The 19,747-nt window shown below is 66.7% G+C and carries 14 protein-coding genes; 1 reads left to right on the forward strand and 13 read right to left on the reverse strand.

The features are described 5' to 3' along the window. Window positions 1–260: 260 nt before the first annotated feature. The 10 genes from AC1DYX_RS13725 to AC1DYX_RS13770 form a co-directional block, all read right to left on the reverse strand. Entirely contained in the window at window positions 261–1,187 is a 927-nt protein-coding gene (locus tag AC1DYX_RS13725) for a 2-hydroxyacid dehydrogenase (protein WP_477259604.1), read from the reverse strand. Beyond that, window positions 1,184–1,882 (reverse strand): fumarylacetoacetate hydrolase family protein, encoded by a 699-nt coding sequence (locus AC1DYX_RS13730; protein ID WP_477259607.1) that lies wholly within the window; start codon window positions 1,880–1,882, stop codon window positions 1,184–1,186. The genes AC1DYX_RS13725 and AC1DYX_RS13730 overlap by 4 nt, the downstream gene beginning before the upstream one ends. Window positions 1,883–1,966: 84 nt before the next feature. Next, a complete protein-coding gene (locus AC1DYX_RS13735) occupies window positions 1,967–4,582 on the reverse strand; it encodes a chemotaxis protein CheW (RefSeq protein WP_477259609.1) in 2,616 nt (871 codons plus the stop codon). A 138-nt stretch (window positions 4,583–4,720) separates the two neighbouring features. After that, window positions 4,721–6,424 carry a methyl-accepting chemotaxis protein gene (locus tag AC1DYX_RS13740; protein WP_477259611.1) on the reverse strand — a complete coding sequence of 568 codons (1,704 nt, stop codon included), beginning with the start codon at window positions 6,422–6,424 and terminating at the stop codon, window positions 4,721–4,723. 145 nt (window positions 6,425–6,569) lie between these two features. Further along, window positions 6,570–7,511 carry a LysR family transcriptional regulator gene (locus AC1DYX_RS13745; RefSeq protein ID WP_477259613.1) on the reverse strand — a complete coding sequence of 314 codons (942 nt, stop codon included), beginning with the start codon at window positions 7,509–7,511 and terminating at the stop codon, window positions 6,570–6,572. A gap of 53 nt (window positions 7,512–7,564) precedes the next feature. Then, on the reverse strand, window positions 7,565–8,518 hold the full coding sequence (locus AC1DYX_RS13750; RefSeq protein WP_477259615.1) for a glycoside hydrolase family 43 protein: 954 nt from the start codon (window positions 8,516–8,518) through the stop codon (window positions 7,565–7,567). Between the two features lie 110 nt (window positions 8,519–8,628). After that, on the reverse strand, window positions 8,629–9,612 hold the full coding sequence (yjfF, locus tag AC1DYX_RS13755) for a galactofuranose ABC transporter, permease protein YjfF (RefSeq protein ID WP_477259617.1): 984 nt from the start codon (window positions 9,610–9,612) through the stop codon (window positions 8,629–8,631). Further along, window positions 9,609–10,667 carry an ABC transporter permease gene (locus AC1DYX_RS13760; RefSeq protein WP_477259619.1) on the reverse strand — a complete coding sequence of 353 codons (1,059 nt, stop codon included), beginning with the start codon at window positions 10,665–10,667 and terminating at the stop codon, window positions 9,609–9,611. The genes yjfF and AC1DYX_RS13760 overlap by 4 nt, the downstream gene beginning before the upstream one ends. Then, on the reverse strand, window positions 10,664–12,181 hold the full coding sequence (locus AC1DYX_RS13765; RefSeq protein WP_477259621.1) for a sugar ABC transporter ATP-binding protein: 1,518 nt from the start codon (window positions 12,179–12,181) through the stop codon (window positions 10,664–10,666). Before AC1DYX_RS13765 ends, AC1DYX_RS13760 begins: the two co-directional genes overlap by 4 nt. Before the next feature lie 11 nt (window positions 12,182–12,192). After that, the gene (locus AC1DYX_RS13770) at window positions 12,193–13,155 is read right to left on the reverse strand and encodes an ABC transporter substrate-binding protein (RefSeq protein ID WP_477259631.1); all 963 of its coding nucleotides are present in this window, start codon (window positions 13,153–13,155) and stop codon (window positions 12,193–12,195) included. 358 nt (window positions 13,156–13,513) lie between these two features. Between AC1DYX_RS13770 and rsgA the strand changes: the two genes are divergently transcribed. Continuing rightward, a complete protein-coding gene (gene rsgA, locus AC1DYX_RS13775; protein WP_477259623.1) occupies window positions 13,514–14,542 on the forward strand; it encodes a ribosome small subunit-dependent GTPase A in 1,029 nt (342 codons plus the stop codon). A 184-nt stretch (window positions 14,543–14,726) separates the two neighbouring features. Here rsgA and AC1DYX_RS13780 read toward each other — a convergent pair whose 3' ends face one another. The 3 genes from AC1DYX_RS13780 to AC1DYX_RS13790 all read right to left on the reverse strand — a co-directional run. Beyond that, complete coding sequence (locus AC1DYX_RS13780) at window positions 14,727–17,078, reverse strand: beta-L-arabinofuranosidase domain-containing protein (RefSeq protein ID WP_477259625.1); 2,352 nt, start codon at window positions 17,076–17,078, stop codon at window positions 14,727–14,729. 202 nt (window positions 17,079–17,280) lie between these two features. Then, complete coding sequence (locus AC1DYX_RS13785; RefSeq protein ID WP_477259627.1) at window positions 17,281–18,834, reverse strand: alpha-N-arabinofuranosidase; 1,554 nt, start codon at window positions 18,832–18,834, stop codon at window positions 17,281–17,283. Between the two features lie 160 nt (window positions 18,835–18,994). After that, window positions 18,995–19,747, reverse strand: a 753-nt coding sequence (locus AC1DYX_RS13790; protein ID WP_477259629.1) for an SDR family NAD(P)-dependent oxidoreductase, incomplete at its 5' end; no start/stop codon positions are given.

Raw genomic sequence — 19,747 nt, forward strand, 5'->3', positions numbered from 1 at the left:
GCTTTTGCAGACGGCGTGCCTGACGTGTCGTCAGCCCCAGGCGCTGTGCCGCAATGACCGCCGTGATCTCGCCCCTGACACTGGCGGCGATGATTTCGGCGCGCTCCAACTCCTCCATCGTAATGCTCCCGACTTTGCCCACACTCGACTCCAAACCATTCAGAATCGACAGCATGAGCTATCTAGCAAAAGCGGACATTTCTACTTTGCTAGAAGCGGACATTACAACTTTGCCCTAACACACCCTACGGTCATGCGCGTCAATCTGGTTCGACTGGGGTGAGGGCCCGTCCGCTGCGGAAATAACTGCGCACATTGTCCAGCATGAGCTGCGCCATCGCCGCCCGCGTCTCGTGCGTGGCGCTGCCCAGGTGCGGCGTCAGCATCACGTTATCGAGCGCGAAGAAGCGCGGATCGATGTCCGGCTCGTTGTCGAACACGTCCAGCGCCGCGCCGGCGATGGCGTTGCTCTCCAGCGCCGCCAGCAGCGCCCGCTCGTCGACGAGCGTGCCGCGTGCCACGTTCACGAGGTAGCCGCCCGGCCCCAGCGCCTCCAGCACGCGCGCGTCGACGAGGTGCTTCGTCCCGGCCCCGCCGGGTGCCACGACGATGAGGATGTCGGAATCGCGCGCGAGCGTGGCCAGGTCGGCCTCGTAGCGCCAGGCGAGCTTCTGGTCGGTGCGGCCGTGGTAGGCGAGCGCCACGCCGAACGTCTCCAGCCGGCGCGCGATCTCCTTGCCGATGCGCCCCATGCCGACGACGCCGACGTGCTTGCCCGCGAGGCTCGTCGCCAGCGGGAAGTTGGCGGACTTCCACGCGCCGGCGCGCACGTAGCGGTCGGCCTGCGGCAGGCGGCGCAGCAGCGCCAGCAGGGAGCCGATGCACAGCTCGGCCACGGCGGCGTTCAGCACGTCCGGCGTGTTGGCGACGACGATGCCGCGGCGCGCGGCCAGCGCGCGCGGGATCAGGTCGTAGCCGACGCCGCAGGTGGCGATGATCCCGAGGGCGGGCAGGCGTTCGACGACGTCTTCCGGCACGGCCAGGTTGCTGCGCGTGACGATGGCGTGGATGCCGTCCGCGAGCCCGGGGTCGCGTTCGAGGTCGTCGACGCTCACGCAGCGGAACGCCGCGTCGAGCTGCGCCTGCACCTCGGGCGGAAAGTCCCCGATCTGCAGCACGCCCTTCATGCGCCGGTGCCGATCGTCAGCTCGAACGTGGTGACACCGTCGACGCCGCCGCGCACGCGGTCGCCCGGATTCAGCGCAGCGACGCCGGCCGGCGTGCCCGTGAAGATCAGGTCGCCCGGCGCGAGCGCGACGAGACGCGACAGGGCCGCGATCACGTCCGGCACCGGCCAGATCATCTCGTTCAGGTTGCCTTCCTGCTTCAGCTGGCCGTTCACTTCCAGCCAGATGCGCGCCTCTTGCGGATGCCCCGACCGTTCGGCAGGCACGAGCGGGCTGCACGGCGCGGAAGCGTCGAAGCCCTTGGCCATGTCCCACGGCCGGCCATCCTTCTTGGCCACGGCCTGCAGGTCGCGGCGCGTCAGGTCCAGGCCGACGCCATAGCCCCACACGAGGTCCATGGCCTGTTCCGGCGCGATGTCCGTGCCGCCGCCTTTCAATGCCACGACCAGCTCCACCTCGTGGTGCAGCTCGCGCGTGGACGACGGGTACGGCAGGGTGCCGCTGGCCGGCACGACGGCATCCGCCGGCTTGGTGAAGAAGAACGGCGGTTCGCGGTTCGGATCGGCACCCATCTCGCGCGCATGGGCGGCGTAGTTGCGGCCGACGCAGAACACGCGGCGCAGCGGGAAGCGTTGTTCAAGGCCGGCCACGGCGAGGGCCGGAACGGCGGGAGGCGTAATGACGAAGCCAGTCATGCGTATCCTTGTAGAGTCCATACCATGGCATCCGGCCGGGCCGGATGCGCAGTACAGCCTAACACAATGCACTGGCCATCGCCGTCACTGCACCAGCGCATCCACCAGCAACCCCTCCTCGCGCAGGAACTCTTCCGGCAGCATCGTCGGCAGGCCCGGATCCTCGATGCAGGCGAACAACCGGGCCACGTCGAGCACCTGCACCAGCAGGCTGCCGCCGTTGGCGCGGATCACCTGCTTCACCAGGAGGCCGTCCGCGCCCGGCGCGATCGGCGTCGGCGTCAACTGCGAGCGCTGGAACTTCGGTACGCCGTGCAGGTCGTCCGCCAGGATCGCGATCATGTCGCGGCCATGCTTCAGCACGATCGCCTGGCTGTCCGGCATGATCGTGGACGCCGTGCCGCGCACCAGGCAGCCCAGGTCGAACACCCAGGCGTAGCGCTCTTCGCCCTCCTCCTCCCTGGTCGCGATCAGCCCGATGCGTTCGCGCCGCCCGCCCATCGACACCGGCGCGATTCCCGCGGCGTCGCGCGCTTCCAGCACGGCGCCGGCGGGCACCGCGAACAGCAGGCCGTCGACGACGAAGGTGGCGTATTCGTCCTGCGCTTCGGTGGACGATTCGTCCGGCACCTCGGCGCGGATGCGCAGCGGCGGCTGCCCGACCCGGCGCGGGCGCGGATTCACGGCGCCGAACGTGCGGAACACGACGGCCAGCACGTCCTCGCGGTAGCCGTCGCTGACCTTGAATTCGCGGTAGCCGCACGAGACGCTGGATGCCATCACGGCATACTGCCCGTCGTGCACGACTACGCGCGCTGCCTGCCCGCCGTTGGGCAGGGCCAGCAGTTCGGCATCGAGTTCGAGACGGGCGCCGATGGGGCGGGCCGGATCGGTACTGGCGACGACGGTGCCCTGCCGGTCGACGAACAGCGCGCTCGCGCCCGGCATGCCGCCCAGCGCGCCCTGCAGCATCGCCAGCAACTCGGCCTGCGCGTCGAACACGATGCCGATGCCGCCGACGACCTCCGCGTCGTCCCCCGGATCGCGAATGGCCGCGTGATACACATAGGTCGGGCGGTTTTCGTAGAGTGGGTCGGGACGGAACGGCGTGACGTGGTATTGCTGCTCGCTGCGCAGGGCCAGCACCGCTGCCAGCGTGCCGGGGTCGATCTGGTGTCCGGCCACGCCCGGTGCCCCGTCGCGGCTGCTCGAGACGAGAATGCGGCCGTCGCGGTCGTACACGACGATGCGCGTATAGACCGTGTACAGGCCGTTGATGTAGTCGAGGACGGCGGCGAGGCCTTCGCGCGTCTCGAAATCCTGCTCCGCCTGGTCCAGCGCCTGGCGCAGCTCGGGCGTCAACGCCCACCAGCGGCAATCGTCGGCGCGCTCGTACAGGTTGCGGTCGAGCAGGTCGACCAGCAGCCGCGCCACCGATCCCGTCGCGCGCATATGCGAGTCCAGCACGGTTTCGTACAGGTCGCCGATCGACTGGCTGAACAATTCGTTGCTGCGGTTGGCCGTCTCGTTCACCTGGTCGAGCACGATCGCCAGCTTGTGCACGTCGCCCGCGCAGGCGCTCGTCGCCACCTGGCCGTTCCAGACGACGCGCCGGACCGTGTCCGCCGCCGTGATGATCTCGAACAACGGTGGGCAGAACGATCGCGCATGCGTCAGCAGGCCGTCCGCGACGTGTGCCGGGATGTGGGCGCGGACCGGCCGCGGCCGGCGGCGGAACGCCACGTCGACCGGCACCATCACCTGTCCCTGCCAGCCCGGCGGCCCCATGTAGCCCTGGTAGCCGGCGGCCGGCAACGTGCGCACCAGGTATTCGCGGCCGCCGAACAGCAGCAGGCGCGCGTCGCCGTCCGGGTTGACCGGCACGCGTGCGCCCGGTGGCATCCAGGCCGGATCGGCGCTCGCGATCACGCGCCCGTCGCCATCGAGCAGCAGCGGGAGCGTACGCCCATCCTCGTCGGCGAGCGACCGGAAGATGCCTTCCATCTCTTCCTCGAAGTTGAAGCACAGGCACAGCACGCCCACGGGCACGCCGCTGTCCGGGTGCAGCATGCGGCGCGAATAGATCAGGGCCTGGCGCTTCCCCGGCCGCAGGTCGCTGGCCCGGAACGTTTCGACGTAGTGCATCGTCGCCAGCGTCTCCGCGACCAGCGGATCGGCGCTCACCGCCAGGGACGTGGATTCGTCGATCCGGGCCAGCACCCGGCCCTGCGGGTCGAGGATCAGGATGTCGTCGTACACCGTGTACTTGCTGCGGTAGGCGCGCAGGCGCCGGCGGATGGCGTGGACATCGTCCTTCAGCCCGGCGGCAAAGGCGCACAATTCGTTGTCGGTGGCAAGGAAGCCGATGTCGGCCGTGCGCTCGTACAGGTTGCGCACCACAAGGTCGATCGCGTACTGCGCCCGCGTGCCGATCCCGGCCAGCACGTTGTCGACCTTTTCCCGCACCAGGCTGCCGACCAGTTCCTGCTCGAGGCGCTGGAACCCGGAACGCGTCGCCGTCAGCGCCGGCTGCAGTATCCGCGCCTCGACCGGACAATGCTGCCTGGCCGACCACTCGATCATGCGCCATGTGAGATCGAGTTCGCGCAGCGATTGCTCGCAGCGGGTCACGTCGTGCATATAAGGGAGAAACGTATCGACCGATAATTCGGTCCGGTCGGGACCATGTGGGGGATTCATCTGCATTCTCCGGGGCTTACCAGCGGATTATGCATATGCAAGAAGGATGCCCATCAAGAAACCATTGTTTCCCTCACATTTCATCGGAATATGGCGATGCTGCACCGCAACAGCCCATGGCGCGCCGTGCTGGTGCGCTCAGAACTCTTCCCAGTCGCTCTGTACCGCCGCCGCTCGCGGCGTGGACTTCACGGCTGGCCGGGCCGGCCTGGCCGGCACCGCAGGCACGGCCGCCCGCACCGGGGTGGGCGCGGACACGGGTGCGGGCGTCGGCGACCGGACGGCCGTGGAGCCGCCGCCCTCGATCCGGAACACGGCCACGGCGTCGAGCAGGCGCGCGGCCTGGTCGCGCATCGCCTGCGAGGCGGCCGCCGCTTCCTCGACGAGGGCGGCGTTCTGCTGGGTCATGTCGTCCATCTGCGTGACGGCCGCGTTGATCTGCTCGATGCCGGCGCTCTGCTCCTGGCTGGCCGCCGAGATCTCGCCGAGGATGTCGGCGACGCGACGCACGCTGTCGACGATCTGCTCCATCGTGCTGCCCGCCTCGCGTACGAGGTGGCTGCCCGCTTCGACCTTGTCGCTGGAGTCGATGATCAGCGCCTTGATTTCCCTGGCGGCATTGGCGCTGCGGTGGGCGAGGTTGCGCACTTCGCCCGCGACGACCGCGAAGCCGCGGCCCTGCTCACCGGCGCGCGCCGCTTCCACGGCCGCATTCAAGGCGAGGATGTTCGTCTGGAACGCGATGCCGTCGATGACGCCGATGATGTCGGCGATCTGGCCGGACGCCGCATGGATCTGCGCCATCGTGTGCACCACCTGCCCGATTACCTCGCCGCCCCGGGTGGCGACGTTCGACGCCGTCGCGGCCAGCGTGTTGGCCTGGCGCGCGTTGTCGGCGTTCTGCCTCACGGTGGACGTCAGTTCTTCCATCGACGACGCCGTCTCTTCCAGCGCGCTGGCCTGTTCCTCGGTACGTGCGGACAGGTCGCGGTTGCCGGCCGCGACTTCGTCCGAGGCATGCGACATGGCTTCGGTGCCGTCGCGCACGGTGCCGACGGTCGCCACCAGGTTGTCGTTCATGCGCTTCAGGGCGCCCAGCAGCTGGCCCACCTCGTCTTTGCTGTCCACGTCCACGCGCGTCGTCAGGTCGCCGGCGGCGACCGCGGTCGCCACGTCCACCGCGCGGCGCAGCGGACGGGTGATCGATGCGGTGATCCGCCAGGCCAGCGCGCAGGCCACGGCCAGGATGACGGCGCCAAGCACGATCATCAGGACACGCGTCCGGGCGTACATCGACTGCGCGGCCTGCGCCGTTTCGATGGCCAAGTCGGTCTGGATCTTGATCTGCTGGCCGATCGTTGCCTTGTACTCCGCGAGCAGGGGACGCAGCGCGGACTTCAGGTACACGCGCGCGCCGGCGGTGTCACCACTCGCGATCAGGCGCATCAATTCCTGCTGGCCCTGGGTGTACCGCGCATTGAGCTGCATTTCCTGCGCCAGCACGGCACGCGCCTGCGGGTAGACCAGGATGCCGTCCAGTTTCGCGAGGATGGCATCGAGTTCCTTGCGTGACGAGACGACTTCCTCGACCTGCCGCGCGCGGTCGTCGGCGCCGTCGCTCAGCAGCATGTCGCGCAGGGCGGTCGCGATGTCGTTCACCTCGCCCAGCATGTGCGTGGTCATCTCCACGCGGGGCATGCGCATGTTGACGATCGTATCCGTGCCGTCGTTGACACGGCCCAGCATGGTCACTCCCTGCCCGACCATGAAAACGAACGCCAGGCACAGGAAGCCGAAACCCAGCGCCAGGCGTATACCAATTCGCAGATTTGCAATATGCATCGTTCGCTCCCTTTTTGTCCCGGGGGCCGGGACGCCGGTTGTCCGTCTCATAAAAGATTACGGATCGGAAAGGTGTATGTCGATGCGGAGAGGTTAATTCCAGGTTTTTTTTACATGATGACTGTTACACACAACACTGTGGCGTTCAATACATCTCCCTGGCCGCCGCCCGGACGGCGCGCAGCAGCAGGTCGGCGCCCGGCGACAGCAAATGGTCCTGGTGGCGGATGATGCCGAACGCATCCATCTTGCATGGCAGCTCGATCGGCAGGATGCGCATCACGTTCAGCGACGCGTAGTACTGCGCCACCTCGCCTGGCATCACGTGCAGCGAATCGGTCTGCTGCAGCAGTGCCGTGATCACCAGCATCGCTGTCGTGTCGACGACGTTCGCCGGCGGCTCCAGGCCGGCGCGGCGGAACATCATGTCGAAGCGGTAGCGCAGGATACTGCCGTGCGGCGGCACGATCCAGGGTAGCGGCGCGATGTCCTGCAACGTGAGGCTCTTGCGCTCCAGCAGCGGATGGCCGGGACGGACCACGGCGCATGCCGGCTCTTCCGTCAGCTCTTCGTAGATCAGGCCCGACGTGTCGCCCGTGTCGAAGATGCGGCCGATCATGAAGTCCAGGGTGCCGTGCTGCAGCTTGTCCAGCAGCAGGTTGCTGGTGTCCAGCTGCACGCCGATGCGCAGCAGCGGCGCCTCTTCCTTCACGCGGGCGATGGCGCGCGGCAGCAGGGCCATCGCGGGCGTCATGATCACGCCGACCTCGACCTGACCGGTCAGGCCCGCCTTCAGGGTGACGATGTCGTCGTGCGCCAGCGCGAGGCTCGTGAGAGCCATGCGCGCGTGGCGGATCATCGTCTCGCCGTAGATCGTCGGTTCCATCCCGCGCGGCAGGCGCTCGAACAGCTTGACGTCCAGCATCTCCTCGAGATCCTTGATCTGCTTGGAGGCAGCCGGTTGCGTCATGTGCAGCTCGTCGGCCGCGCGGTGGATGTTGCGGTAGTCGTCGAGCGCGATCAGCAGCAGCAGTTGCCGCGTCTTCAGGCGCGCCTTGAGAAACCAGTTCGGATTAGTCGTGTCCATCGAGCGATCATATCACTATCGATATTGCATTCACGGAAAAACGCACCGAACCGTTATCGCTTGCAGGCGGCGGACGGGTTCGCTTCAGGTCCCTGCGCCGTCTGCGGCACCGGCAGGATCTTGCCGTCCGGGCCGTAGTGCAGCTCTTCGATCGCGACGGAGCGGCGATACTCTCCCCCCGTCGGCAGTTTGCCGTTGTGATAGATGATGTAGGACTTGCCGTTGAAGTCGATGATCGCGTGGTGGATCGTGCCGACGTTCGTGTTCTTTTCCATGATCACGCCGCCCCAGGACCACGGGCCCGTGGCCGTCGGTCCCGTCATGTACACGGTCTCTTCCGGGAACTTGCGCGAGTACGACAGGTAGTATTTGCCGGCGTGCTTGTGCAGGTACGAAGCTTCCGTGAACGCTTCCAGGCCCACCGTGTGGATCGGGCCGTCGAGTTCGGTCATGTTGGCTTTCAGCTTCGCGTACTTCATGACGGTATTGCCCCAGTACAGATAGGCCTGGCCGTCGTCGTCGACGAAGATGGCGGGGTCGATATCGTCCCAGCTGATCGGGGTCTCGCGCGTCATGTCGTTGGTGACCAGCGCCGAACCGCGCGCGTCGACGAACGGGCCTGTCGGGCTGTCCGACACCGCGACGCCGATCGCCTTGCCCGGAATCGTCTTGTGCTCGACCGTCACATACAGGTAGTACTTGCCGTTGCGCTTCGTGATGTCGCTGGCCCAGGCGTCGCGAGCGGCCCACTTGAAGATGGAGAACGGCACGCCGGCCGGGTGCTCGGTCCAGTGCTGCATGTCACAGCTGGAGAACACCCGCCACTCGTTCATCAGGTAGTCCTTGCCGCCGACGGGTGCTTCGTCGTGGCCCACGTACAGGTAGACGCGGCCGTCGTCGACGAGGGCCGCGGGGTCGGCCGTGAAGATGCGGCTGGTGAGGGGATTGGCGGCACTGGCGAGTGCCGTCGTCGCGACCAGGGCCGCGCCGGCGAAGTGCTTGAGCATGTAGTCTCCGTTGTTTTTGGTATCACCGGCGTTGGCAGCGCCGGGTACTGCTGCGGTATCGAGACGCCCGCCCCCGTGTGGCCGGGGGTCGGGCGCGCACCGCGTGAAGCTTATTGCCTGGAACGTCCGCCCATCACCCGCTGCACGACGCAGAAGACGAACAGCAGCGCCCCGATGACGATCTTGGTCCACCACGAACTGAGCGTGCCGTCGAAGGCGATCAGCGTCTGGATGGCGCCCAGCACGAGCACGCCCGACAGCGCGCCGGCGATATAGCCGTAGCCGCCGGTGAGGAGCGTCCCGCCGATGACGACGGCCGCGATGGCGTCCAGTTCCGTGCCCTGGCCGTGCAGGCCATAGCCGGACAGCATATAGAAGGCGAACAGCACGCCGCCCAGCGCCGCGCAGAAGCCCGACAGCGCATACACCGCTACCTTCGTACGGCCCACGTTCAGGCCCATCATCGCGGCCGACTGTTCGTTGCCGCCGACGGCGTACACGGCGCGGCCGAACGCGGTGAAGTGCGCGAGCCAGATGGCGACCAGCAGCACGACGAGGGCGATGATGGCGCCCGGCGACAGGAAGCCGCCGAGGATCGGCACCTGCGTCTGCGACATCGCCGTGAACACCGGATCGTCGATCGTGATCGATTCCACGCTGATCAGGTAGCACAGGCCGCGGGCCAGGAACATGCCGGCCAGCGTGACGATGAACGGCTGCAGCTTGAACAGGTGGATGATCGCGCCCATCGCGCCGCCGAAGCACGCGCCCAGCAGCAGCACGAGCGCGACGACGGCGACCGGCGGCCAGTGGGCATGCTGCAGCAGCCAGGCGGAGATCATCGTCGACAGCGCCAGCACGGAACCGACCGACAGGTCGATGCCGCCCGACAGGATCACGAAGCCCATGCCGACCGCGATCACGAGCAGGAACGCGTTATCGATCAGCAGGTTGAAGATCACCTGCAGCGACAGGAAACCCGGGTACACCGACCCGCCGATGCCCAGCATCGCCACCAGCAGGACCACGGTAACGAGGGACGTGAACCACGGCGCGCTCGTGACGCCGCGGGTACCGGTTGCGACCGCGCTCATGCGGACCTCCGCAGGATGTTCTTGAATTCGCTCGACTGCGAAATGCAGACGACGAAGACGACGATGGATTTGACGACCATGTTCACTTCGGGCGGGACGCCCAGCGAGTAGATCGTATAGGTCAGGGTCTGGATGATCAGCGCACCGATCACGCTGCCCACCAGGCTGAACTTGCCGCCGGCCAGCGACGTGCCGCCCAGGGTGACGGCGAGGATCGCGTCCAGTTCCAGCAGCAGGCCCGCGTTGTTGGCGTCCGCGCTCTTGATGTTCGACGTGATCAGCATGCCGGCCAGGCCCGCGCAGGCGCTGCAGAACACGTACACGAAGGTGATCAGCGTGGCGGTGCGCAGGCCGGCCAGGCGGGCCGCCACCGGGTTGATGCCGACCGCCTGGATGAACAGGCCCAGCGCCGTCTTCTTCACGAGCAGCATCGTGACCAGGAACACGGCCGCGACGACGAACAGCGAGAACGGCAGGCCGGCGAGATAACCGCTGCCGAGGAAGAAGAACGGTTCGTAATACACGGTGACGATCTGGCCGTCCGTCAGCAACTGCGCCAGGCCGCGCCCCGCCACCATCAGGATCAGCGTGGCGACGATCGGCTGCAGCTTGATGCCGGCGACGAGCACGCCGTTCCACAGGCCGCACAGCAGCGCGACGCCCAGCGAGGCCGCCAGCGCGAGCGCCATCGGCGTATTCGGGGTGCTGCCGCCGATCAGCATCGCGGACACGGTACCGGACAGCGCGACGACGGCGCCCACGGAGATATCGATACCACGTGTGGCAATGACAAGAGTCATGCCCAGTGCCGCCAGCATCAGCGGGGCGGCGCGGTTGAGGATGTCGATGATCGCGCCGTACAAATGGCCTTCCTTGACTTCCAGGTGGAAGAAGCCGGGCACGAGGAACGCGTCGACGAGCAGCAGCGCGACGAGCGCGCCGAGTGGACGCACGAGCGGGTGCTGCAGCCAGGCGGTGCGGGACACCGCGGCCTTGGACTGGCTCGGCGCGCCCGGCGCGCCTTTCGGTGCGTTGGTGGTCACGTGCGCGTTCATGCGGATTCCCCTGCGATCACGTGCAGCACGGACGTCTCGTCCAGTTGGCCGCGCTGGTATTCGCCGCAGGCCTTGCGGTCGCGCATGACGACCATGCGGTCGGACAGGCGCACCACTTCCGGCAGTTCGGACGAGATGAAGAGAATGGACATGCCCTTGCGGCACAGGTTACTGACGTAATCCATGATTTCCTGCTTGGCGCGCACGTCGATGCCGCGCGTCGGTTCGTCGAGGATCATCAGGCGCGGATCGGTCGCGAGCCAGCGCGCCAGCAAGACCTTCTGCTGGTTGCCGCCGGACAGGGTGCCGATCGGCGTCTCGATGCTGGCCGTCTTGATGCCCAGCCATTTGACGTAGTCGGTCGCCAGCTGCTGCTGGCGCTTGAAGGGGATCGCGCGGAAGATACCCTGCCGCGCCTGCAGCGCGAGGATCAGGTTTTCGCGCACGGACAGCGCGAGGATCGCGCCTTCGTGCTTGCGGTCTTCCGAGCAGAAGCCGATGCCTTGTGCGATGGCGTCGCGCGGGTTCGAGAAGCTCACCTGCCTGCCGTCGATGTCGAAACTGCCGGCATCCGCCTTGTCGGCGCCGAACAGCAGGCGCGCCGTTTCCGTGCGGCCCGAGCCGAGCAGGCCCGCAAGACCCAGCAGCTCGCCGCGGCGGATTTCCAGGTCGACCGGCGCCAGCACGCCCTTGCGCGCGATGCCGCGGGCGCGCAGGAAGACTTCGCCTTGCTCCTGCGCTGCGCCCTGCTCCGCGGTCTCCGACGCGTGTTCCGCATCGGCCGGCGCGCCGATCATCTTGTTGACCAGCGCGAGGCGCGACAGGTCGGCACAGGCGTATTCGCCTTCGCGCTCGCCGTTGCGCATGACCGTGATGCGGTCCGAGATCGCGTAGGTCTGGTCGAGGAAGTGCGTGACGAACAGGATCGCCATGCCCTCTTCGCGCAGGCGGCGCAGCACCGAGAACAGCATCTGCACTTCCGCCTCGTCCAGGCTGGACGTGGGCTCGTCGAGGATCAGCACGCGCGATTCCGTGTTCAGCGCACGCGCGATGGCGACCATCTGCTGGATCGCCAGCGGATAATCGGCCAGCGGCTTGCTGACGTCGACGTGGATCTGCAGGCGCTCCAGCAGCGCCGTGGCTTGCGTGCGCATCGACCGCCAGTCGACCATGCCGAAGCGGCGTGGATAGCGGCCGATGAAGATGTTTTCCGCGACCGACAGGTTCGGGCACAGATTGACTTCCTGGTAGACGGTGCTGATGCCGAGGTTCTGCGCATCCTGCGTGGAACGCGGGTGGATGGCGCGGCCTTCCAGCACGATGCTGCCGGCGTCCGGCTGGTACACGCCGGTGAGGACCTTGATCAGCGTGGACTTGCCGGCGCCGTTCTGGCCCATCAGCGTGTGGACTTCGCCGGGGAACAGGCGCAATCCGGCATCGGACAGCGCCTTCACACCCGGGAAGGCTTTATGGATGCCGGTGACTTCCAGTACCGGCTGCTTCGAATCGATCATGCTTAAACCGATCAATATTTGCGGTTCGGGAGTTCCTTCGCCGCCACCTCAGCCGGGAACACGCCTTCGGTCACGACGATGCGCTTCGGCACCGGCTTGCCGGCCACGACGTCCTGCGCCGTCTGGATCAGGGTGGGGCCGAGCAGCGGATTGCACTCGACCGTCACGTTCAGCTTGCCGGCCTTCATGGCTTCGAACGCGCCTTTCACGCCGTCGATCGAGATGATGATGATGTCCTTGCCCGGTTTCAGGCCGGCTTCCTCGATGGCCTGGATGGCGCCGATGGCCATGTCGTCGTTATGCGCGTACAGGACGTTGATGTTCTTGCCTTCGGACTTCAGGAAGGCTTCCATGACTTCCTTGCCCTTGGCGCGGGTGAAGTCGCCCGTCTGCGAGCGGATGATCTTCAGCTTCGGATTCGCGGCGATGACTTCGGCGAAGCCGGCCTTGCGGTCGAGCGCCGGCGCGGCGCCCGTCGTGCCCTGCAGCTCGACGATGTTCAGCGGCTTGCCGCCGTTCTTCTTGTCGTAGTCGAGCAGCCAGCGTCCGGCGCGGCGGCCCTCTTCCACGAAGTCGGAACCGATGAAGCTGACGTACAGCGACGGATCGCTGACCTTGACGGCGCGGTCGGTCAGGATCACGGGGATCCTGGCGTTCTTCGCTTCGCGCAGCACGGTCTCCCAGCCGGTCTCGACGACCGGGGAAAACGCGATCACGTCGACGTGCTGGGCGATGAAGGAACGGATGGCCTTGACCTGGTTCTGCTGTTGCTGCTGGGCGTCGGCGAACTTCAGGTTGACGCCGGCCTTCTTGGCGGCATCCTTGATCGACGCGGTGTTCGCGGTGCGCCATTCGCTTTCGGCGCCGACCTGCGAAAAGCCGATCGTGAGGGGTTTGGCGGCAAAGGCCGGGATGGCGGCGGCGCACGCGACGGCGGCGGCTGCGCCCAGGAGGGTTCTGCGGGTGAAGATCATCACTTAGTCTCCGGAATTGTTGTGCACGGATACTATGACAGAACTGGGATATCTATCCAATCATTTTTTTGACGGAATCAATACCCGTTTCGGCATCAATACAGACGAGTGCCCCATGGGCAGGCGGTCCGCGCTATACTGGGCTCACCTTTCACCTGCCGAGGAGCGCCCAATGCAACAGCTGGATATTGCCACCCCGTCGGGCGCCTGACCTCCTTTCCCGTCGAACACGACGTCGTGAACGGGCGCGCCAGGCGCGCCGACTTACCTGACCGAATCCATCGCTGCCGCAGTCTTGCGGCTGCGTGCTTGCGCGTTCGCGCGCTTCATCATCGGAACACGACAGGAACACGACATCATGATAGCCTTCGATTTCACGGCACTGCGCCGTATCGGCCTCTCCCACCTCATCGCCGCGCGCCTGGCCGCACATGACCGCGGCATCCCGGCCCGCGTGACGGGCGTGCACCGCGCCACGCTCGTCCTGCACGACGGTGCGCGCGAATTCCCTGCCCGGCTGCACCCTACCCTCGAGGCCTCGCCCACCGTCGGCGACTGGGTGCTGTTCGACCTTGACGGCCAGGGCGGGGCCTGGGTCCACGCACTCGCCGAACCGCTGAATACCCTGGTGCGGCGCGACGCCAACGGTGCGCGCCAGCGGCTGGCGGCCAACGTCGACACCGCGCTGCTCGTGATGGGCCTGGACGGCGATTTCAATTTGCGCCGGCTGGAGCGCTACCTGATGGTGGCCCGTTCCTGCCACGTGGCCCCGGTGGTCGTGCTGACCAAGGGCGACCTGGTCGACGACGCCGACGACAAGGCGGCGCAGGTCAGCGCGCGCCTGCCGGCGTCGGTGCCGGTCGTGCGCGTCCAGCCGCAGGAAAGCCACGCCGCCTGGGTGCTGGTGCCATGGACCGGCGCCGGCCAGACGCTGGTGCTGCTCGGCTCATCGGGCGTGGGCAAGTCGACGCTCACCAACACGCTGACCGGCGCGGACCAGCCTACCGGCGGCGTGCGCAAGGGCGACGACTGCGGCCGTCACACGACGACGTCGCGTTCCCTGCACCTGTGCGCGGACGGCGCCTGCGTGATCGACACGCCCGGGCTGCGCAGCTGGCAGCCTGACGCCGACGAAGAGGATGTCAATGCGGCGTTCGAGGATATCGACGCGCTGGCGGCCAACTGCCGCTTCCACGACTGTGCCCACGAGACGGAACCGGGATGCGCCGTGCGCGGCGTCGTCGACGCGGACCGCCTGCGCAACTACCACAAGCTGTTGCGCGAAGTGCGGCACGCCGCGCAGACGCCGCTCGAACGCAGCGCCGAGCGCGCGACGTGGAAAGTGTTGAACCGGATGGCGAAGGAGCGCGCGCGGGCCAAGCGGTAGGGTGGGGTGTTTGATGCCGGGGGCCTCAAACACGAACGTGCCCACCATGCGTTACCGCGACGCATACGTTTGGTGGGCACGGGGTGCCCACCCTACCAAGACAGGTTCCGGGCAGCTGTAGGGTGGGCTCCCCGAGCCCACCATGCGTTTGCGTTCGTGCCCGCCGAGATAGGATTTGTGCAGTTCAGCGCAGCAGGCGCAGGCCGTACAGGCCGCCCGCCATCGAGCCTTCCTTCGCGACGAACTTCACTTCCAGCCTGCCGTTCGCGCCCTGTACGAGCGCGGGCGGCAGCGCGTAGTCGCGCGTGTAGAACTCCTGCGCCGCGCCGGCCGGCAGTTCGACCTCGGCGATGCGCTGGCCGTCGACGACGATGTCGAACTTCCTGCCCGCGTCCCCGCGCGCGAACGTGAGGCGCAGCGCCTTCGCTTCCTTCTTCGGATCGTTCAACTGGTAGCTGAACCACTTGCTCGCGTGGCGCCAGTGGCGGCCGTTGGCGATGCCGGCGTCCGCGCCCTCGCCCTTGAAGCCGTGGTCGACCTCCGGCTGCTGCTCGCCCGGCGTCACCTGGTCGATGGTCTGCGCGTCCAGCGCCAGGCGTTCCGATTCCTGCGCCGCGTTCTCCAGCTTCAGGCGCGCGTACTCGGCCGGGGTGCTCTGCTGCCAGTAGATCATGTAGCGCGAATCGTGCAGGCGGAAGAACGGAATGAACTCCGTCGACGCGCCCGCCCCGCCCTGCACGACACCGGGCGCCGTGAACGTCAGCGGCTTGCCTTTCACGGGCTTGAACTTGCGGGTGAAATCGCGGCTAGAGGAGACGAACGTCGGCGCCGCCTCCAGCGGGCAGACCTGGCCGGACGGGCTGTGGCCCATGCGCGAGTCGTCCGCGAGGAAGTTCAGGTGCTCGGTCGGGAACGGATTCGTCTTCGCGGCCAGCACGACGGGGCCGTACAGCACGGCGTAGTAATTCGACTTGTCCGGCATCTGCTCCAGCCGCATCGTCATCGGCAGGCTCACGTCGACGCGGTCGCCCTTCTTCCACGCGCGATCGATGCTGACATAGCTGCCCGGCTGTGCGTTCACTTTCACGGGTTTGCCGTTCACCTTCACCGCCAGCTTGCCCGGCGCGACCCAGGCCGGATAGCGGATCTTCATCGTGAACCGGCTGTCGCCGTCCACGGTGATCCGGGTGCTGGCCTGGTCCGGGAAGTTGTTCGCCTGCGTGACCTTGACGTTCTTCTCGCGCCAGTTCAGCGTGGACGGGATGAACAGGTTCACGAACAGCGCGTCACCCTCGTGCGCGTAAATGAATTCGCCGTACTTCGCATGGCTCTCGATGCCGGAGCCCACGCAGCACCACATGGCCTTGTCCACCTGCGAATACACGCGGTACTGGTTCGGGCGCATCGGCGTGAAGTAGACGAAACCGCCCGTGCCCGGGCGCTCGGAGGCGAGGATGTGGTTGTACAGCGCGCGCTCGTAGTAGTCCGCGTAAGAGGCTTTGTCCGACGTCTCGAACAGCATCTCCGTGAGCTTGAGCATGTTGTACGTGTTGCAGGTCTCCGGCCCCTCGACCTCGTTGATCATGGGGCTGAAGTCCTTGTCGTCATGGAAGTGCTCCCTGACGCTGTTGCCGCCGATGGCCACCGTGCGGTGGTCGACGACGGTCTGCCAGAAGAACGCGGCGGCATCCGCCATGTCCTTGCGGCCCGTGAGCTCGCCGATGCGCTTGAAGCCGATCACCTTCGGGATCTGCGTGTTGGCGTGCAGGCCCGTGAGCTTGTCCTCGTGTTTCTCCAGCGGCTGCAGGATGGCCTGGTGCGAGAATTTCAGCGCCAGGTCCATGTAACGCTGGTCGCCGGTCATCTGGGCGACGTCGGCCAGCACCTCGTTCATGCCGCCGTGCTCGGCCTTCAGCATCTGCTGCATCTGCTCGTCCGTCAGGTGGCTGGTCAGGCGCAGCGCCCAGTCGGACATGGCGATCAGCATCGCCTTCGCATCCTCGTTGCCGGCATAGCGGTACGCGTCGCGCAGGCCGGCGTAGATCTTGTGCAGGTTGTACCACGGGACCCACTTGCCGTTGACGGAGAAGTTGTCGGCGTGCAGGTTGCCCGCGGCGACGTCGCGCCAGGCGGCGCGGCCGCCGGGGACGCCGCCGACATAGCCGTCGCCGTTCGCCGTCTGCGCACGCTTCAGTTCCGCGACGAAGTAGTCGAGGCGTTTCCTGACTTCCGCATCGCCGGTCGACGCATACATCAACGCCAGCGCCGACAGGTAGTGCCCGCCCATGTGGCCGTCCAGGCCGGACGATTCCCAGTTGCCGTAGCTGGGCTGCTTCGGCGCGAGCCCGGCCTCGCGCAGGAATGGCGCCAGCAGGCGGTCCGGCTCCATCTCCATCAGGTAGTTCAGGTCCGTGGCCTGGGCGTCGAGGAAGGGGCTGGCGCCCAGGCGCACGTCCTGCAACGGGAACAGGTCGGCGGCGTGGGCGGCCGTCGTCCCCAGTGCGAATAACAGTGCGGCGATGCGGTTCAGTTTCATTTGATTTCGTCCATCGCGATTTCGTCGATCACGTAACGGTTGAGGCCTTTCGGATCGACCGTAGGCCAGCCATCCTTGTCCCAGTGGAGGGCATCGTGGTGGCGGCACCATCGCCACCACCGCCCCCGCCGCAACCGGCGAGGACACATGCGGCAGCGACGGCATTGGCAAGCGCACGCGGTATCGATGCGTGCGCCATGGGTCAGCCTTCGACGGCGACGACCATCACGGCCTTGGCCGGCACCTTGATCGTCAGCTTGCCGCCGCTGGCGCTGGCGCTGAACGGCACCGGCTTGACGGCGTCCTTGTGTTCGAAGGTGTTGTGGGCATCCATCGCATCCGCGGTCAGCAGCTGGCCGCGCACGGCGCCGACGTTCTGGCCGGCGACGTTGACGACGACGTCGGTGGCTTCACGCGGGTTCGTGTTGACCAGGGCGATATAGGTCTTGCCATCCTTGCCCTTCGCGGCCGAGGCGCTGATGCCCGGCACGCCGTGGCCGTTCTCGCCATAGGTCGTGTTGTTCGACAGCGTGACCGGCAGCGAGGTCGCGCCCTGGAACGGCACGTACATCTTGAAGGCGTAGTACGTCGGCGTCAGCAGCATCTTCTCGTTGTCGGTGATGATCATGGCCTGCAGCACGTTGACCATCTGCGCGATGTTCGTCATGCGCACGCGATCGGCGTAGGCATGGAAGATGTTGAAGTTGACGGCGGCCACGACGGCGTCGCGGATGGTGTTACGCTGGAACAGGAAGCCCGGGTTCGTGCCCTTCTCGACGTCGTACCAGGTGCCCCACTCGTCCACGTCGAAGCCGATCTTCTTCTCCGGGTCGTTCCTGTCGAGGATCGCGACGTTCTTGCGGACGAAGTCTTCCATGCGCAGGGTCTGGGACATCGTCGAGAACCATTCCGATTCCGGGAAGCCGGTGGCGGCGCCCTTCTTGTCCCAGTTCCCGGTCGGCAGCGTGTAGAAGTGGAAGCTGATGCCGTCGGTGCGGCCCTTCAGGTCGCGCGAGAGCACTTCGGTCCAGCTGGTGTCGTCGCCGGTGCCGCCGCTGGCGATCATCTTCGGACGCAGGTTGTGCGGCGCCTTCAGGAACGTATTCCACTGGCGGTACAGGTCGGCGTAGTACTCCGGACGCATATTGCCGCCGCAGCCCCACGACTCGTTGCCGATCGCGAAATACGCGACCTTGTACGGCGCCGGGTGGCCGTTCTTCGCGCGCAGTTCGGCCAGCGTCGACTTGCCTTCCGACGTCATGTACTCGATCCACTCGGCCGCTTCCTGCGGCGTGCCGGTGCCGAGGTTGCCGTTGACGTAGGCGTCGGCACCCAGCAGCTCGACGAGGTCGAAGAATTCATGCGTACCGACCGCATTGTTTTCCGGCACACCGCCCCAGTTCGTGTTGACCTTCACCGGACGCTTGTTGCGCGGGCCGATGCCTTCGCGCCAGTGGTATTCGTCGGCGAAGCAGCCGCCCGGCCAGCGGACCAGCGGTACGTGCATCTCCTTCAGCGCGCCGACGACGTCGTTGCGCCAGCCGCGCGTATTCGGGATCTTCGAATCCGGACCGACCCAGAGGCCGCCGTAGATGCCGCTGCCGAGGTGTTCGGCGAACTGGCCGTAGACGTCCTTGTCGATCACCGCGCCCGGCCTGGACGCGTCGACGGTCACGTTCACCTGGGCGAACGCGGCGCTTGCGCAGAATGCGCCGGCAAGGCCGAGGGCGAGGACTTTGGGTTGGAATGCCTTCATGTGGTCTCCGTTAGTTTTTGTCGATGGGGTGGTTTGTTCGGTCAGCACGCGCGACGACGCCGCGACGCGCTTCAGTGGTCGATCGCTTTGGCGAAGCGGATAGGAAAAACGACGATGGCGCCGCCAGGGCGGCGCCATCAGGGACGCGGCATGCGCCCCGTCACACCCATCCGGCGTCGACGATGAATTCCTGGCCCGTGCACATCTTGCTGTCGTCGGCCGACAGGAACAGGACCATCGCGGCGATATCGTCGGGCATCAGCTTGCCCGGCAGGCATTGCGAGCGCGCGATCTCCGCTTCGCCCGCCTCGTCCAGCCACAGGTCGATCTGGCGCTGGGTCATCACCCAGCCCGGCGTGAGCGTGTTGACGCGGATGTTGAACTTGCCCAGGTCACGCGCCAGGCAGCGCGTGAGGCCGATCACGGACGCCTTGGTCGTCGCATAGATCGGGTAGTTCGGGTTCTTGGCGTGCCACGACATCGAACTGAAATTGATGACGGAACCGCCGCCGCGGCGCTTCATGCCCTCCAGCGCGGCCTGCACGGTGAAGAACATCGGACGCTGGTTGATGGCGATGCGCTCGTCCCAGTATTCGACCGACACTTCGCCGATCTGGTGACGCTGGTCGTTGGCGGCGTTGTTGACGACGACGTCGAAATCGCCCAGCTTGGCGGCCATCTCGGCCATCACGGCCTGCAGGCTCGCGATATCGGTGATGTCGCAGTAACGGTACATCGGGGCCTTATGACCGGCAGCCGCCAGGCGCGCAACCAGCGCCTCGCTGGCGTCGCGCATGATGTCGACAAAACCGACCAGTGCACCCTGCTCCACCAGCGCCTCGACGATCGCTTCACCGATCCCGCTGCCGCCACCCGTCACGAACACCCGTTTGCCTTCGAGGCTACCGTACCT

The organism is Massilia sp. P2_C2 (assembly GCF_056404615.1).

Bases quoted from the DNA above. Each gene is read 5' to 3' on its own strand.
- AC1DYX_RS13725 (WP_477259604.1), bottom strand. From the start codon at position 1,187: ATGAAGGGCGTGCTGCAGATCGGGGACTTTCCGCCCGAGGTGCAGGCG.
- AC1DYX_RS13730 (WP_477259607.1), bottom strand. From the start codon at position 1,882: ATGACTGGCTTCGTCATTACGCCTCCCGCCGTTCCGGCCCTCGCCGTG.
- AC1DYX_RS13735 (WP_477259609.1), bottom strand. From the start codon at position 4,582: ATGAATCCCCCACATGGTCCCGACCGGACCGAATTATCGGTCGATACG.
- AC1DYX_RS13740 (WP_477259611.1), bottom strand. From the start codon at position 6,424: ATGCATATTGCAAATCTGCGAATTGGTATACGCCTGGCGCTGGGTTTC.
- AC1DYX_RS13745 (WP_477259613.1), bottom strand. From the start codon at position 7,511: ATGGACACGACTAATCCGAACTGGTTTCTCAAGGCGCGCCTGAAGACG.
- AC1DYX_RS13750 (WP_477259615.1), bottom strand. From the start codon at position 8,518: ATGCTCAAGCACTTCGCCGGCGCGGCCCTGGTCGCGACGACGGCACTC.
- yjfF (WP_477259617.1), bottom strand. From the start codon at position 9,612: ATGAGCGCGGTCGCAACCGGTACCCGCGGCGTCACGAGCGCGCCGTGG.
- AC1DYX_RS13760 (WP_477259619.1), bottom strand. From the start codon at position 10,667: ATGAACGCGCACGTGACCACCAACGCACCGAAAGGCGCGCCGGGCGCG.
- AC1DYX_RS13765 (WP_477259621.1), bottom strand. From the start codon at position 12,181: ATGATCGATTCGAAGCAGCCGGTACTGGAAGTCACCGGCATCCATAAA.
- AC1DYX_RS13770 (WP_477259631.1), bottom strand. From the start codon at position 13,155: ATGATCTTCACCCGCAGAACCCTCCTGGGCGCAGCCGCCGCCGTCGCG.
- rsgA (WP_477259623.1), top strand. From the start codon at position 13,514: ATGATAGCCTTCGATTTCACGGCACTGCGCCGTATCGGCCTCTCCCAC.
- AC1DYX_RS13780 (WP_477259625.1), bottom strand. From the start codon at position 17,078: ATGAAACTGAACCGCATCGCCGCACTGTTATTCGCACTGGGGACGACG.
- AC1DYX_RS13785 (WP_477259627.1), bottom strand. From the start codon at position 18,834: ATGAAGGCATTCCAACCCAAAGTCCTCGCCCTCGGCCTTGCCGGCGCA.